The sequence below is a fragment of the Bacillus sp. FSL H8-0534 genome (assembly GCF_038005885.1).
Taxonomy (GTDB): Bacteria; Bacillota; Bacilli; order Bacillales; family Bacillaceae_G; genus Bacillus_A; species Bacillus_A pseudomycoides.
The window spans coordinates 3,231,049-3,245,973 of the sequence record NZ_JBBOUC010000001.1; the positions used below are offsets into that span (position 1 = coordinate 3,231,049).

Sequence of the window (14,925 nt, forward strand, 5' to 3'; positions counted from 1 at the left end):
TTGTGCTTATAAAGAGAGGGATAACGAGAAAATATTAGAAATAAATCGTACAGAGGAAAACTTGCATCAACCTTCAAAGAGCGGTAAAATACCATTTAGTGTTTATTTTTAAATGTACTTGTGAAAAGTTGAAAATAGAGGAAGTGTTATATAGAATGGGAAATGAATTTCGTGTGTGTGATGATTGTCAGGCAACGAATATTAAGACGCTGATACCACGACTCAAAAAGGTAGATTCATGTGCAAATATCGAAGTTGGATGTCAATCATATTGTGGACCGGGACGTAAAAAGTCGTTCGCTTTTGTTAATAATCGTCCAGTTGCAGCACCAAATGAAGATGAACTGATTAAAAAAATTGAAGCAAAACTAAATAAATAAGAAAAAGAAGAGTAAACAATCTACTCTTCTTTTTTTATGTTCTAAAAAAGAAAAATTATTTTTAAATAAGGAAAGGTAGAGGACTGTTATTGGGTCATTTACTAGTGGATAAACTTCCTATTATGATATCGGTTTCGTATGAACTACATTAGTTTTATATTGCAAAATAATGGTTGACAGCCTTTTGTAATGGTAGGTAGAATAGAAAATGTGATTCTGATAATCATTATCAAAAAGGGTGGATACACCCAATTTTCTTTTTGCTGTTTCTTGAGAATAAATCTCATTTTGTTAAATATATGTTGTTGGTTAGGATGGTTGAGGGATGGAAGCTAGTGCGAGGAGTATAGAACAACAAGAAGTAAATGTGAAAGAGATTAAGAGCAGACCGCTTATTGCTTCTATTATTTTAATAGCGGGAACAATTTTATTAGCTTTAAGTATGGCAACTTCAATTTCATTTGGTGCAGCGGATATTAGTTTAAAGACTGTATGGCAAGCTGTCTTTCAGTTTGATGGTTCTTTGACGCATCATAATGTGATTTGGGAGCTGCGCATGCCTAGAGCAATTGGCGGTGTTGTTGCTGGTGCATTTTTAGCGGTATCCGGTGCCATTATGCAAGGAATGACGCGAAACCCGCTCGCATCTCCATCATTAATGGGGATTACTGATGGGGCTGTGTTTGGAATTGCAATTATGTATGCGTTTTTTCCAAATTCACCGTATTTAATGTTTGTTATCGCTTCTTTTGTTGGAGCAGCATTTGGTGCAAGTATTGTATACGGCATTGGAGCTTCTTCACCAGGAGGATTAACACCTGTTAAATTAGCGTTAGCTGGAGCGGCAATTAGTGCTTTACTTGGGGCTATTTCATCTGGAATCGCTTTGTATTTCAATCTTGCTCAAGAGGTGAGTATGTGGAATGCAGGCGGTGTTGCTGGTGTGAAGTGGCAAAGCATTGATATGTTATTGCCGATTGGACTTATTTGTCTCGCTATTGCGATTATGATGTCCAGGTACATTACAATCTTAAGTTTCGGTGAAGAAATTGCGATTGGACTTGGACAAAATACAACATTAATTAAATTTATCGGAACTGTACTTGTTCTTGTTTTAACAGGTTCAGCCGTATCTATGGCAGGATCCGTTGGGTTTGTTGGGCTTGTAATCCCCCATATGACACGTTTTCTTGTCGGTTCAGATTATAGATGGGTTATTCCATGTTCTGCTATATTAGGCGGATTGTTAATTGAATGTGCGGATATGTTATCTCGTATTATTAATCCGCCGTTTGAAACACCAATCGGTGCGATTACAGCACTAATTGGCGTTCCATTCTTCCTCTACTTAGCACGTAATGAAGGGAGAGGAAAAATGTGAGAACAAGCGTCTTAACAAAAAAGAACATTTCAATTGTAACGATTTTGGCTGGATTAATCTTTTCAGTATTCCTTATTAGTTTAAATACAGGAACGTTTAAAATTCCACCAATGGATGTGTTAAAGTCATTGGTCGGGCTAGGAGCAGAAGATCAGTCCGTTATTTTATTCGAATTTCGTATGCCACGTATGGTTATTGCCATCTTAGTTGGTTCAGCATTAGCGGTATCCGGTGCCATTATGCAAGGATTATCACGAAATCCACTTGCTGATCCTGGAATTATTGGTATTAATGCCGGGGCGGGATTGACAGTTGTTGTTTTCGTATATTTCTTTTTTGGAAAAGTCGGGACGGGTACACTTCTATCTGTATTCATTCTTCCATTCTTTGCATTAGTTGGTGCAGTGTTAGCAGCAGTTATCATTTATGCACTGGCATGGAAGGACGGCGTTTCATCAACTCGTTTAATACTTGTCGGTATTGCAGTAGCAGCTGGGTTTAGCGCTGTTAGCTTAATTTTTTCAATGAAAATGACATCGAATGATTTCCGTTTTGCCACGATTTGGTTAGCGGGAAGTTTATGGGGAACAGATTGGAAATTCGTATTAAGCGTACTTCCATGGATGCTCATCTTTTTACCAATTGCGATTCGGAAAGCGCATGTGTTAAATGTAATGAATTTAGGAGATGCAGCGGCAGTTGGACTTGGTGTAAACGTAGAGAAAGAAAGACGCAAATTATTATTCATTGCTGTTTGTTTAGCGGGAGCATCTGTTGCGGTTGCTGGTGGAATTGGTTTTATTGGTTTAATGGCACCGCATTTAGCAAGGCGACTTGTTGGCGGAAAGCATCAAATTATGTTGCCTACAGCGGCATTAATTGGAACGCTCTTGCTGTTATTTGCAGATTTAATTTCACGAAGTGTGTTAACGACATCAGAAATACCGGTCGGTCTTGTTATTTCTGTAATTGGTGCACCGTATTTCATTTATTTACTTATGAGAACAAAATAAAGGGAGGCGTTTTGTATGGCAACTTTAGCGGTTGATTCGGTATCTGTTGGTTATAATGAAGGATTAATTATTGATGGATTGTCAGTTGAAATTCCAGAAGGGAAAATTACAACAATTATTGGGCCGAATGGATGCGGAAAATCCACATTGTTAAAAACAGCTTCTCGTATTTTGAAAGCAAAACGAGGTACTGTTTACCTAGATGGAAAAGCAATTGAGAAACAGCCAACAAAAGAAATCGCAAAGAAAATGGCGATTTTGCCACAAACTGCAGAAGTGCCAACTGGTCTTACTGTGTTTGAACTTGTTTCTTATGGCCGTTTCCCTCATCAAAAAGGGTTTGGCACGTTGAAGGAAGAAGATTATCGCTACATCCACTGGGCACTTGAGGTAACAGGGATGACAGAATTTGCGAATCGTTCAGCAGAAGCCTTATCGGGTGGTCAACGTCAACGCGTTTGGATTGCAATGGCTCTTGCGCAAGGTACGGATTTACTCGTACTAGACGAACCAACTACATACTTAGATATGGCTCACCAACTGGAAGTATTAAATTTATTAAAAAAATTAAATCAAGAAGAAGGCCGCACAATTGTCATGGTTATTCATGATTTAAACCATGCTTCTCGTTTTTCAGATCATATGGTTGCTTTGAAAGCTGGTAAGTTAATGAAGCAAGGGACACCAGATGAAGTAATGACAAGTGAAACGCTTCGCAATGTGTTTGAAATAGAAGCACAAATTGTTCCATGTCCTGTAAACTGTAAACCAATTTGTTTAACATACGATTTAATGATGATTAATAATCAGTTACGTGAGAAAGCATAGATGGAATCTTCCCCTCCTACTTTGATAGAGGGGAGGGATTCTAATGGACGTTGAGCTTCTCATTCGAGCTGGTAAGTTGAACGCCCGTTAGAACGGGTTACATATAACGATTAATAAATATATATTAATAAACTGTTGGTTGTAGTTTCTTATAGTGATATGTAGCTTATAAGAGAAATACATCCAGAAGGAGTGGGAATATGAAGAAATTCAAAGCGACGTTACTAGCAATGGTACTAGTAGTTACTTCTGTACTATTTGCAGCTTGTTCTTCTGATAAGAAAGAAGAAAAGAAAGCAGATGCGAAAGTTGAAGAGCGCACTGTACAACATGCAAAAGGGGAAATTAAAATTCCTGCAAATCCAAAGAAAATTGCTGACCTTAGTGGTTCAACAGAAGAATTATTAATCTTTGGAATGAAACCAATCATTACTGCAAATACGTCTCAAGAGAAAATCGATGCACATATTGCAGATAAATTAAAAGATGTAAAACCAGTTGGCTCTGCATGGGGCGATAAAATTAACATTGAAGCAGTAGCTGCTGCAAAACCAGATTTAATTCTTGTGAACAACCGCCAAGAAAAAATTTATGATCAATTATCTAAAATTGCACCAACAGTTATGTTAAAAACTCCATTAGATCAATGGCGTCCCAAGTTTGAAGAACTAGGTAAAATCTTCGGTAAAGAAAAAGAAACAACTGCATGGTTCAAGGGATATGATGAAAAAGCAAGTAAATTACACGATAAAATCGTTGCAAAAACTGGTGATGCGAAGTTCATGAAGATGGCTGCATATCCAAATGCATTCCGTGTATATGGTGACTACGGTTACGGTAGCGTACTCTTTAAAGATTTAAAATTACCAGCTGTTCAAGGTACACCAACTGATAAACCGCTAGTACAAGTACAAAAAGAAGCTTTAATTGATTACAACCCAGACTACTTATTCGTATTTACAACTGGTGATGGTTCTCAGCGCTTAAAAGAATTCCAAGAAGAAACAATTTGGAAAAACATGAACGCTGTTAAGAACAACCACGTATTCACAATCAAAAACGAAGACCTAAACAAAGGGTACTTCCCACTTGGTAAAGAAATGATCTTAGACGAAATTGCTGAGTTTGTTTTAGGAAAATAATATATACAGAAAAATCACTTTCGTTTTGGCGAAGGTGATTTTCTGTATATAGGGGAATTTTATGCATTTCTATAGTCTTTCGTTTATAATAAAGATAAGAATGTAGTAAGGAAGGAGGGTGTCGATATGGTATATTTAAACGACAAACTCAGCGAAACAAAAGTGTTTAAAGACCCAGTACATAAATATGTGCACGTGCGTGATCGCGTAATTTGGGATTTAATCGGAACGAAGGAATTTCAACGTTTGCGCCGTATTAAGCAGCTTGGAACGACATTTTTTACATTTCATGGTGCGGAACATAGTCGCTTTACTCATTCATTAGGTGTATATGAGATTATTCGTCGTATGATTGATGATGTGTTTGATGGCAGACCAAATTGGAATGCAGAAGATAGATTATTATGTTTATGTGCAGCGCTCTTGCATGATGTTGGACATGGTCCGTTCTCACACTCCTTTGAAAAAGTTTTTTCATTAGATCATGAGAAGTTCACACAAAAAATTATTGTTGGTGATACGGAAATCAATGATGTACTCGGCCGCGTAGACCGAGAGTTTCCACAAAAAGTAGCAGATGTTATTGCGAAAACGTCTGATAATAAATTAGCAATTAGTATGATCTCTAGTCAAATTGATGCAGATCGTATGGATTATTTATTAAGAGATGCCTATTTTACTGGTGTGAAGTACGGGAATTTTGATATGGAACGTATATTGCGTGTTATGCGCCCATACGGAAATCAAGTAGTAATTAAAAATAGCGGTATGCACGCTGTTGAGCATTATATTATGAGTCGCTATCAAATGTACTGGCAAGTGTATTTCCATCCGGTAACGCGCAGTGCAGAAGTTATTTTAACAAAGATTTTACACCGTGCGAAAACATTGCATGAGCAGTATTATACATTTAAGTATCATCCTGTTCATTTCTATTCTTTATTTGAAGAAGAGGTAACAGTAGAGGATTATTTAAAGCTAGACGAGAATGTAATGTATTATTATTTCCAGGTATGGCAAGATGAAGATGACCAAATTCTAAGTGATTTATGTCGCCGTTTTATGAACCGAAATCTCTTTAAATATGTAGAGTTTACAGAGAATCATGGTTTAGATAATTGGATGGAATTAAGTAGTTTATTTAAAAAGATTGGACTCGATCCAGAGTACTATTTAGTTGTTGATTCAACATCGGACTTACCGTATGACTTTTACCGTGCCGGAGAAGAAGAAGAGCGGCTTCCAATCTTGCTTCTTATGCCAAATGGAGATCTCAGAGAGCTTTCGCGTGAATCTGATATTGTAGAAGCGATTACTGGTAAGAAGAGAAGGGATCAAAAACTTTTCTATCCGCATGATTTAATCTATGAAGATGGAAGAAAAGGAAAATATAAAGAGAAAATTATTGAGTTATTAGAAGGAAAGAAATAAGAAGCAGTCATAGGACTGCTTCTTAGTAAAGAAAACTGAAATTATTTGTCGCTTAAGCGTTTTCCGCCAACTGCATAATGATTTTTAGACATTTCTTCGATGAAAACAACGATGTTTTCTTCTGGAGCACCAGTTGTTTCGCTTACTGCTGTTGTTACTTTCTCAGCAAGAGCTTTCTTTTGTTCTTCTGTGCGTCCTTCTAGCATTTTCACTGTTACGTATGGCATGTACAATCGCTCCTTTTATGTAAGTTACAATCTTATTATAACGGATTCTAAGGAAGAACAATCGAAAAAACAAATATTTTCTTTTTTTGACATAATGAAGAGGAGATGAAGTATGGATCAGTTATTTAGATATCCACTGCACCAAATTCCACTGGTAGCAATGGCTATTATTATCGCGTTGTCTATGCATGAATTTGCACATGCATATGTTGCATATAAGTTTGGTGATGATACAGCGAAAAGGCAGGGGCGTTTAACTTTATCACCAATGTCTCATTTAGACCCGATCGGAATGATTGCAGTATTAATTCTTGGGTTCGGTTGGGCACGTCCGGTACCTGTTAACCCTTATAACTTTAAAAGACCACGTCTTGCTGGTGTACTAGTTTCTATTGCAGGACCGATTAGTAACCTAATCTTAAGTGCTATCGGTTTAATCATTTGGTACAGTTTGTTAAGGTTTGGAGTACTAGATGCCATCCCATTTGCGGTGGCGGATACATTAGGTCAATTCTTCCAAATTTTTATTGTTCTTAATATCGTTTTATTTGTTTTTAACTTATTACCGATTCCACCGCTGGATGGATATCGTGTAATTGAAGACTTAGCACCGGCAAATGTTCGTGCGAAAATGACGCAATATGAGAAATATGGAGCAATTGCTTTATTGATTCTTGTTATTACACCGCTTGACCGTTATACAATTCAACCAATTTTCAGTGTAGTAATCCCGCACGTACTAGGATTTTTACAAAGTATTATTGCACCTATATTTGGGCTAATGTAATACATGAGTGAGGAGGAGTTTACATATGACAGAGAAAAAGAAAAAAATCGGTTTTAATATTGTGAAGAATGATTCAACAGATGGGCATGGTGGCTTTGGTGTTGGGGCGTTAAGTTTAGAAAATATTTCACCTGTTTTTGTAGATGTATTAGAGCAAACTGCATTTGTTGATATTGGTGCGATGCATGCGCGTAGTACTGTGGAAAAAGGGATTAAGTTTTTAACAAATAAAGATGAAGTTCCAAATGGAAAACCGTATTGGCTTGTGTGGGTAACAATTGAGAGAACGGCAAAAGGTGCTTACTATGCAGGTGTAACAGCTTGTGAGATGACAGTTGATCGTGAAATTCGCCGTGGTTATAAATCACTTCCAGAGCATGTAAACAAGATGGATAAATCATTAAAACGTTACATCATGGTTGACCATATGGATGAACCATCTAAGAAGGTGCTTGGTACATTCTTAAAAGAGCATAATGAAGCAATTTGGAACGAGTCTAGTGAAGAATTGCGTCATGCATTATTAGGAGAATAATTTTAAGGCTACCGGGAGAAATTCTGGTAGCCTTTGGTGTTTTTGGGGTATGGTAGTATTTCTCTTTATGTCGTATATTGTCGGAACGTCGATATGTTGTGTCGAAGCACCGATATATTGATGCTACAAATAAGATAAGTATTTACCATGGAAAGTATTTTTTCCACCAGCTCTCTTTTTTCTTCTCTTTGCTAGCCTTCTCGAATTCTTCTTTATCATCAATATGATCCATGCAGTATTCAGTCGGTTCTGTTCCTTTTGCAAAATACATTTTCACGGAAACTGGACAGCCTTTCGTTGCGATTTTTCCATTTTCAGGATTGATATTTACAGCAATAATATCACTTGGTTGCTTGAATTCCTTTTTAGGCTGACCCTCTAGTCCTTTTTCCATCGTATCGGCCCATATTTTTTTTGCGTAGCCTTGTTCTGCTGGGTTTGTGATGGATTTTGGCTGATCGTATCCGACCCATACACCTGTTACTATTTGCGGAGTGAAGCCGATCATCCAGCTATCTGTTTCTGTGGAACCAGATTTTCCTGCATACGTACGTGATAGTTTTGGAAGCAGGGATTGTCCTGTAACAGAAGCATACCCACTTAGTTTTTTATTGAACATTCCTGTCATCATTTCTTCCATTACAAACGTATTATTTTTATCGAGCACTTGTTTACTTTCTAAATGTGCATCATATAAAATATTCCCTTCATGATCGACAACGCGGCGAATAAAGGTTGGTTTTACTTGTTTTCCCCCATTGGCAAACATACTGTACGCACCTACCATTTCAATTGGTTTTACAGGAGACGTACCAAGGGCAAGGGATGGTACATCTTTTAATGAACTTATAATCCCAAATTGCTTAGCGGTTTTTGCTAAAGAGTCCTCTCCTAAAAATAAATGTGTTTTCACGGCATATACGTTATCTGATACAGCAAGGGCTTGCGCCATCGTCACAAAATCATCGGCATAGTAGTCTTTATAATTTTTCGGTTTATATTTAGAAACACCGTCTCCTAATGTAAATACTGTATATTCGCTTTTTAAGCGAGTCGCTGGTGTAAATCCTTTTTCGAGTGCAGCATAATATAAAAAAGGTTTAAAGGTGGATCCTGGTTGGCGAGATGCCTGAATCGCTCGGTTAAATTGACTTTCTTTATAATCTTTTCCACCAATAAGAGCTGCTACTTCTCCTGTTTTCGGATTCATTGAGACAAGAGCCGTTTGTATATTAGTTGTTTCTGGAATCGTATCTTTTACAGATTGCTCGGCTATTGTTTGTAGTTTTGGGTCTAGTGTTGTGTAAATATGGAATCCACCGCGCTGTAATGTTTGCTCATCGAGTCCAATATCATGCAGGAGAGAGGAGTGTACAGCGTGTTGGAAATAAGGTGCTATTTCTGCGACTTCTTTTGTTTCTAATGAAGCAAATGTAAGCTTTTCCTTTTTGGCAGAGGAAGATTGCCCTTTCGTAATATAGCCCTGCTCTACCATTTCATCTAAAATGATTGATTGTCTTGTTTTTGCTCGTTCCTCCTTTAAATAGGGAGAATATACGCTAGGGCCTTTTGGGATACCAGCTAACATACTAGCCTCTGCTAATGTCAAGTCACTAGCAGATTTATTAAAGTAAAGACGGGAAGCGGCTTCAATACCATAAGCGCCGTGTCCGTAATAAATCGTATTTAAATATCCTTCTAAAATATGATTCTTGCTGTAATTAACCTCAAGACGAATGGTATATATTGCTTCTAACGCTTTTCGTTTCCAAGTTTTATCATGATCTAAATATAGATTGCGGGCATATTGCTGCGTAATCGTACTAGCACCTTGGACCTTTGCCATTGCTTTTATATCTGCAATGATTGCACCAGCAATTCTTTTTATATCGAAGCCATGGTGATCATAGAATCGTTGGTCTTCAATAGAGAGTGTCGCTTCTCTCACATAAGGAGAGATTTGGTCGAGAGATACGTTATAGCGCTTTTGCATCCCGTTGCTTTGTCCTATTACAGTATCATCATTGGCATAAAAGGTGCTCGTTTGCGGGACAGCGATGGGAGGCGGCCCCATAATCTTTGCTACTATGATGATGATAAAAAACGAAAAAACGAAAAAAAGAATGCATGAAAAAAGTGCGGTGAAGAAAAGACGTTTATATTTTTTCAGTTTTGGATTCACAGTTTGATCCATCTTTTTCATCCCCTCATCGTATACTTTTATTAGTATTGAGGGTTTTTTCGTATTTTAAACACAAAATGAAAAAGAGCCCTTTCAATTAAGAAAGAAGCTCAAAAGCGCGCATTGGCCAATCCGTAATAATTACATCTACACCGTAATCGATCATTGTTTGTAAGTCTTTATTTTCATTGATTGTATAGGGACGGAAAACATAGCCTTGCTGCTGTGCAGTTTGCACAAATTCTTTTGTTAGTAACTGAAAATTTGGGTGTAATCCGGACGCCTTCCTTTTCTTGGCTGCAGCAATTGGATCACTGAGTGGTTCATCGTATAAAATAGCTCTTGGAATTTCAGGTGCAATTTCCGCGAGTAGGGAAACGGAATCATGGTTAAAAGATGAGAATATAATTTGGTTTGAAAGATGATATTCACGAACGAGGTCGACAACCTTTTCTTCGATACCTGGATAGTGGATTACGTCTGTTTTTAATTCAATATTAAGTTGTAAATTTGTCGTAGAGAGCCAAATGAATACTTCGCGTAAGGTTGGAATCTTTGCTTCATGAAAAGAAGGGTTTTTATGGCTACCGGCATCAAGAGACTGTAATTCCACTACTGTTTTTTCAGAAACAAGTCCAATTCCACTTGTTGTGCGATCAACAGTTTCATCGTGAATCACAACAATCTCACCATCTTTCGAAAGGTGAACATCAAGTTCAATGCCATGGGCACCAACACGCTCTGCTTCTTGGAAAGCAATCATTGTATTCTCCGGATGTGTTCCTTTAACTCCGCGATGGGCAAAAATAAGTGGTTTTTTCATCTGAAAATCTCCTTATGAGTTCATTTCTTCCATTATGAAACTGCGACGAGAAAAATACAATCCATATGCCAAACATTTACAGAAGTATAACACTTGCATAAAAGTTAACGTTAACGTAAAGTGTAATAATGTGATGAGGGGAGGAATAAACATGTATAAGATTGATGAGGTAACGAAGCAAGTTGGATTAACAAAACGTACACTTCGTTATTATGAGGAAATTGGTTTAATTTATCCGCCGGAGCGTAGCGAAGGGAATATTCGTCTTTATACAGATGAAGATATTGTACGTATTAAAAAGATTGTAGAAGCGAAAGAAGTATTAGGAATCACACTTCAAGAAATGCAGCATTTCTTATCATTAAAAGAACGCATGGAACAAAGACGAAATAGTGACAATCCACGTGACCGTGAAGTGATTCAAGAAATTAAGGATATGCTTGAGAACCAAGTGCAAACGCTGGATACAAAAATGAAACAAATGGAGCGCGTGAAAGCAGAATTAGAGAATAGTTTAGGGCGTGCACGTAAATTCTTGGAGGACACAAAAGGAGAGTAATGAATATGGAGAGCAAACAAAAATTGGGAAGATTGATTACAGTGCTGGCTACTTTTCTTGCCTTTTCAGGCATCGGAGTAGTTGATCCTATATTGCCGATTATCGCTGAGAAGATAGGGGCAACGCATTGGCAAGTGGAGATGTTATTTACAGCTTATATTTTAACGATGGCAATTATGATGCTACCGGCTGGTTTATTCGCAGCACGGTTTGGTGATAAGAGAATGATGACAATTGGTTTATCAATTGTAACTGTATTTGCTTTTATATGTGGTATATCACAAACGATTGCCCAGTTATCTCTTTTCCGTGCTGGCTGGGGGCTAGGTAATGCGATGTTTTTCGCAACAGCGATGACATTATTAATTGCTCTTAGTAAAGAAGTACATGAAGCGGTTGGTTTATATGAAGCTGCGATTGGTTTAGGGATGGCCGGTGGACCATTATTAGGAGGACTACTAGGTGGACATTCTTGGCGTTACCCATTTTTTGCGACAAGTCTTTTAATTTTATTAGCATTTATTCTTGTTTTCTTTTTTGTAAAAGAGCCGGAGCGAAAAGTACAGCGAAAAGCAGCTGGAGTGGGGGAGTTACTTAACCTTATTAAGTATAAACCGTTTATGCAAGGTGCAATTTCAGGTATGTTATATTATTACGGATTTTTCGTTGTATTAGCATATTCACCACTTATTATGCATTTATCGGCAATTCAGTTAGGTTTCGTATTTTGCGGTTGGGGACTTGCTTTAGCATATGGATCTGCAATATTAGCGCATAAATTAGAAGGGAAATATGAACCGAAAGCATTGTTACGATTTAGCTTACTTGTATTTGCAATTCTGCTAATCGCATTATTTTTTGTTAAAGTTATGTGGTTACAAATTGTTCTTATCGTCTTATCTGGATTAGCATCGGGACTAAATAACGCTTTATATACAAGCTATGTCATGGATATTTCACCTTATGAAAGATCTATTACGTCCGGTGTATACAATTTCGTTCGTTGGCTTGGCGGGGCAATTGCACCAATTTTATCAGGAATTATCGGCCATGCGATTTCACCGCAAAGTCCATTTTTAGTTGGGGGAATTGTTGTATTAGTTGGTTGTGTTATGATTTTGATTCCTGTTCGAGAAGGTTCTAAATTAGAATCAGAAACCCTTTCTTAAGAAAGGGTTTTCTTTGTTGTTAAATATAGTGTTTAAATAATATATGAATAAAAATACTTTTACCAAAATATATTTTCGGTATTTTTGTACTTTTAACTATACATTTTGTATGTTTTGTTTTATTTTTGTTAGGGGACATTAATGATGTCCCTATTATAAATTTGCAATGAAAGGCGTGATTGTACGATGGAACTATGGTTCACTGAAAAACAAACAAAACATTTTGGAATTACGGCGCGTATTAACCGCACATTACATACGGAGCAAACAGAATTTCAAAAGCTTGATATGGTTGAGACAGAAGAGTTCGGAAACATGCTTATTTTAGATGGCATGGTTATGACAACAGAGAAGGACGAGTTTGTGTATCACGAAATGGTGGCACACGTACCTTTATTTACACATCCAAACCCTGAGAACGTATTAGTTGTTGGCGGTGGTGATGGTGGTGTAATCCGTGAAGTATTAAAGCACCCAAGCGTAAAGAAAGCAACACTTGTTGAAATCGACGGTAAAGTAATCGAGTACTCTAAACAGTACTTACCATCAATTGCAGGTGCGTTAGATAACGAGCGTGTTGAAGTAAAAGTAGGAGACGGTTTCCTACACATCGCAGAAAGCGAAAATGAGTACGATGTAATTATGGTTGACTCTACAGAGCCAGTAGGCCCAGCAGTAAACTTATTTACAAAAGGATTCTACGCTGGAATTTCAAAAGCGTTAAAAGCAGATGGGATTTTCGTTGCTCAAACGGATAACCCTTGGTTTACACCAGAATTAATTTCAACTGTGTTTAAAGACGTAAAAGAAATCTTCCCAATTACACGTTTATACACAGCGAATATCCCAACATACCCAAGTGGAATGTGGACATTTACAATTGGATCTAAAGAATATGACCCATTAGAAGTAAGCGAAGAGCGTTTCCACGAAATCGAAACGAAATATTACACAAAAGAACTGCATAAAGCAGCATTCGTATTACCGAAGTTTGTTGGAGACTTAATTAAATAATAATTAAAAGCGGAAGCGGCTCGTTCAGAATGGGAGGGGGATGGAGCTTCAGACGTAGAGGCGTCTTTTGCCCTCGTAGGAAGAAGCGAAGCCACCGAGCGTTCTAGCCGCTGTAGCTGGACAAAAGAAAAGCGGAAGCAGCTCATTCAAGGTGTGCGATAGAACGGACATGCTAGCTGCTGACGCTATTATAATAAAATAATCTTCTATCGCTAAAAGAAGATTGAGGTAAATCGAGAAAGAGGAGTGTAGCACTCCAAATTTGAGAAATAATGAAAGGTTGGGATACCTTAAGTTCCACATAAGGAGGAAAAGAATATGCGTTTTGATGAAGCTTATTCAGGTAAAGTATTTATTAAAAGTCATCCAAGTTTTGAAGATGCAGAGGCAGTAATTTATGGGATGCCAATGGATTGGACAGTAAGTTACCGTCCAGGCTCTCGTTTTGGTCCTGCACGTATTCGTGAAGTATCGATTGGACTAGAAGAGTACAGTCCATATTTAGATCGTGAACTAGAAGATGTAAAATATTTTGATGCTGGTGATATTCCGCTACCATTCGGAAATCCACAACGCAGTATAGACATGATTGAAGAATATGTAACAAAACTATTAGATGCCGGTAAGTTTCCACTAGGTCTTGGCGGTGAGCACCTAGTGTCTTGGCCAATTTTTAAGGCAATGGCAAAAAAATATCCGGATTTAGCAATCATTCATATGGATGCTCATACTGATTTGCGTGAGTCATATGAAGGGGAGCCTTTATCTCACTCTACACCCATCCGTAAAGTGTGCGATTTAATTGGTCCGGAAAACGTATATTCTTTCGGAATTCGTTCTGGAATGAAAGAAGAATTCGAATGGGCAAAAGAAGTGGGCATGAACCTATACAAATTTGACGTATTAGAACCGTTGAAAGAAGTATTACCAAAGCTTGCAGGACGCCCAGTTTATGTCACAATTGACATTGACGTGTTAGATCCAGCACATGCTCCTGGAACAGGAACACTAGAAGCTGGTGGTATCACATCTAAAGAATTATTAGATTCCATCGTAGCAATTGCAAATTCAAATATAAAAGTAGTTGGAGCAGACTTAGTAGAAGTAGCTCCAGTCTATGATCATAGTGATCAAACACCAATCGCAGCAAGCAAATTCGTGCGGGAAATGCTTCTTGGTTGGGTGAAGTAAAAGCGGAGGCAGTTTGCTCAGAATCGCAGGTCATTGGAGCACTCGAACGAGAAGCGCTTTTGGCTTCGACCGAGAGTGTGAAATGGCCAGAGATTCTAGCTGGCGCAGCTGGATGAAGTAAAAGCGGAAGCGGCTCGTTCAGAATGGGAGGGGATGGAGCTTCTGACGTAGAGGTATTTTTGCCTCGTAGGAAGAAGCGAAGCCACCGAGCATTCTAGCCGCTGTAGCTGGATAAAGTAAAAGCGGAAGCCGGCTCGCAGCAT

At 38.0% G+C, this 14,925-nt stretch carries 15 protein-coding genes; 12 read left to right on the top strand and 3 right to left on the bottom strand.

Going from position 1 to position 14,925, the window contains the following annotated elements:
* Positions 1-155: 155 nt before the first annotated feature.
* The 6 genes from MHH71_RS16585 (at position 156) to MHH71_RS16610 (ending at position 6,175) form a co-directional block, all read left to right on the top strand.
* Positions 156-380 (top strand): DUF1450 domain-containing protein, encoded by a 225-nt coding sequence (locus MHH71_RS16585; RefSeq protein WP_003202417.1) that lies wholly within the window; start codon positions 156-158, stop codon positions 378-380.
* A 325-nt stretch (positions 381-705) separates the two neighbouring features.
* Complete coding sequence (locus MHH71_RS16590; RefSeq protein WP_006096699.1) at positions 706-1,761, top strand: FecCD family ABC transporter permease; 1,056 nt, start codon at positions 706-708, stop codon at positions 1,759-1,761.
* On the top strand, positions 1,758-2,774 hold the full coding sequence (locus MHH71_RS16595; RefSeq protein WP_018764889.1) for a FecCD family ABC transporter permease: 1,017 nt from the start codon (positions 1,758-1,760) through the stop codon (positions 2,772-2,774). The genes MHH71_RS16590 and MHH71_RS16595 overlap by 4 nt, the downstream gene beginning before the upstream one ends.
* 15 nt (positions 2,775-2,789) lie before the next feature.
* A complete protein-coding gene (locus tag MHH71_RS16600) occupies positions 2,790-3,602 on the top strand; it encodes an ABC transporter ATP-binding protein (protein WP_003202423.1) in 813 nt (270 codons plus the stop codon).
* Between the two features lie 200 nt (positions 3,603-3,802).
* Positions 3,803-4,744, top strand: coding sequence for an ABC transporter substrate-binding protein (locus MHH71_RS16605; RefSeq protein ID WP_006096697.1), 942 nt, complete (start codon positions 3,803-3,805; stop codon positions 4,742-4,744).
* Between the two features lie 126 nt (positions 4,745-4,870).
* Positions 4,871-6,175 carry an HD domain-containing protein gene (locus tag MHH71_RS16610; protein ID WP_016112734.1) on the top strand — a complete coding sequence of 435 codons (1,305 nt, stop codon included), beginning with the start codon at positions 4,871-4,873 and terminating at the stop codon, positions 6,173-6,175.
* Positions 6,176-6,216: 41 nt separating this feature from the next.
* Here MHH71_RS16610 and MHH71_RS16615 read toward each other — a convergent pair whose 3' ends face one another.
* On the bottom strand, positions 6,217-6,402 hold the full coding sequence (locus MHH71_RS16615) for a 2-hydroxymuconate tautomerase (protein ID WP_001147172.1): 186 nt from the start codon (positions 6,400-6,402) through the stop codon (positions 6,217-6,219).
* 112 nt (positions 6,403-6,514) lie between these two features.
* Between MHH71_RS16615 and MHH71_RS16620 the strand changes: the two genes are divergently transcribed.
* Positions 6,515-7,189, top strand: coding sequence for a site-2 protease family protein (locus MHH71_RS16620; protein WP_003202430.1), 675 nt, complete (start codon positions 6,515-6,517; stop codon positions 7,187-7,189).
* Between the two features lie 25 nt (positions 7,190-7,214).
* Positions 7,215-7,724 carry a YwhD family protein gene (locus MHH71_RS16625; RefSeq protein WP_003202432.1) on the top strand — a complete coding sequence of 170 codons (510 nt, stop codon included), beginning with the start codon at positions 7,215-7,217 and terminating at the stop codon, positions 7,722-7,724.
* Between the two features lie 142 nt (positions 7,725-7,866).
* On the opposite strand, the gene MHH71_RS16630 is transcribed toward MHH71_RS16625, so the two are convergent.
* Complete coding sequence (locus MHH71_RS16630) at positions 7,867-9,918, bottom strand: transglycosylase domain-containing protein (protein ID WP_018782392.1); 2,052 nt, start codon at positions 9,916-9,918, stop codon at positions 7,867-7,869.
* 85 nt (positions 9,919-10,003) lie between these two features.
* On the bottom strand, positions 10,004-10,729 hold the full coding sequence (locus tag MHH71_RS16635; protein ID WP_006096695.1) for a glycerophosphodiester phosphodiesterase: 726 nt from the start codon (positions 10,727-10,729) through the stop codon (positions 10,004-10,006).
* Between the two features lie 151 nt (positions 10,730-10,880).
* Between MHH71_RS16635 and MHH71_RS16640 the strand changes: the two genes are divergently transcribed.
* From MHH71_RS16640 to speB, 4 genes are all read left to right on the top strand, one after another.
* A complete protein-coding gene (locus MHH71_RS16640; protein WP_018764893.1) occupies positions 10,881-11,288 on the top strand; it encodes a MerR family transcriptional regulator in 408 nt (135 codons plus the stop codon).
* Between the two features lie 5 nt (positions 11,289-11,293).
* Positions 11,294-12,457: an MFS transporter gene (locus MHH71_RS16645; protein ID WP_006096692.1), complete on the top strand. Its 1,164-nt coding sequence runs from the start codon at positions 11,294-11,296 to the stop codon at positions 12,455-12,457.
* Positions 12,458-12,643: 186 nt separating this feature from the next.
* Positions 12,644-13,471: a spermidine synthase gene (gene speE, locus MHH71_RS16650; RefSeq protein WP_003202439.1), complete on the top strand. Its 828-nt coding sequence runs from the start codon at positions 12,644-12,646 to the stop codon at positions 13,469-13,471.
* Positions 13,472-13,789: 318 nt separating this feature from the next.
* On the top strand, positions 13,790-14,662 hold the full coding sequence (gene speB, locus MHH71_RS16655; RefSeq protein WP_003209245.1) for an agmatinase: 873 nt from the start codon (positions 13,790-13,792) through the stop codon (positions 14,660-14,662).
* Positions 14,663-14,925: the final 263 nt, after the last annotated feature.

Bases quoted from the DNA above. Each gene is read 5' to 3' on its own strand.
- MHH71_RS16585 (WP_003202417.1), top strand. From the start codon at position 156: ATGGGAAATGAATTTCGTGTGTGTGATGATTGTCAGGCAACGAATATT.
- MHH71_RS16590 (WP_006096699.1), top strand. From the start codon at position 706: ATGGAAGCTAGTGCGAGGAGTATAGAACAACAAGAAGTAAATGTGAAA.
- MHH71_RS16600 (WP_003202423.1), top strand. From the start codon at position 2,790: ATGGCAACTTTAGCGGTTGATTCGGTATCTGTTGGTTATAATGAAGGA.
- MHH71_RS16605 (WP_006096697.1), top strand. From the start codon at position 3,803: ATGAAGAAATTCAAAGCGACGTTACTAGCAATGGTACTAGTAGTTACT.
- MHH71_RS16610 (WP_016112734.1), top strand. From the start codon at position 4,871: ATGGTATATTTAAACGACAAACTCAGCGAAACAAAAGTGTTTAAAGAC.
- MHH71_RS16615 (WP_001147172.1), bottom strand. From the start codon at position 6,402: ATGCCATACGTAACAGTGAAAATGCTAGAAGGACGCACAGAAGAACAA.
- MHH71_RS16620 (WP_003202430.1), top strand. From the start codon at position 6,515: ATGGATCAGTTATTTAGATATCCACTGCACCAAATTCCACTGGTAGCA.
- MHH71_RS16625 (WP_003202432.1), top strand. From the start codon at position 7,215: ATGACAGAGAAAAAGAAAAAAATCGGTTTTAATATTGTGAAGAATGAT.
- MHH71_RS16630 (WP_018782392.1), bottom strand. From the start codon at position 9,918: ATGGATCAAACTGTGAATCCAAAACTGAAAAAATATAAACGTCTTTTC.
- MHH71_RS16635 (WP_006096695.1), bottom strand. From the start codon at position 10,729: ATGAAAAAACCACTTATTTTTGCCCATCGCGGAGTTAAAGGAACACAT.
- MHH71_RS16640 (WP_018764893.1), top strand. From the start codon at position 10,881: ATGTATAAGATTGATGAGGTAACGAAGCAAGTTGGATTAACAAAACGT.
- MHH71_RS16645 (WP_006096692.1), top strand. From the start codon at position 11,294: ATGGAGAGCAAACAAAAATTGGGAAGATTGATTACAGTGCTGGCTACT.
- speE (WP_003202439.1), top strand. From the start codon at position 12,644: ATGGAACTATGGTTCACTGAAAAACAAACAAAACATTTTGGAATTACG.
- speB (WP_003209245.1), top strand. From the start codon at position 13,790: ATGCGTTTTGATGAAGCTTATTCAGGTAAAGTATTTATTAAAAGTCAT.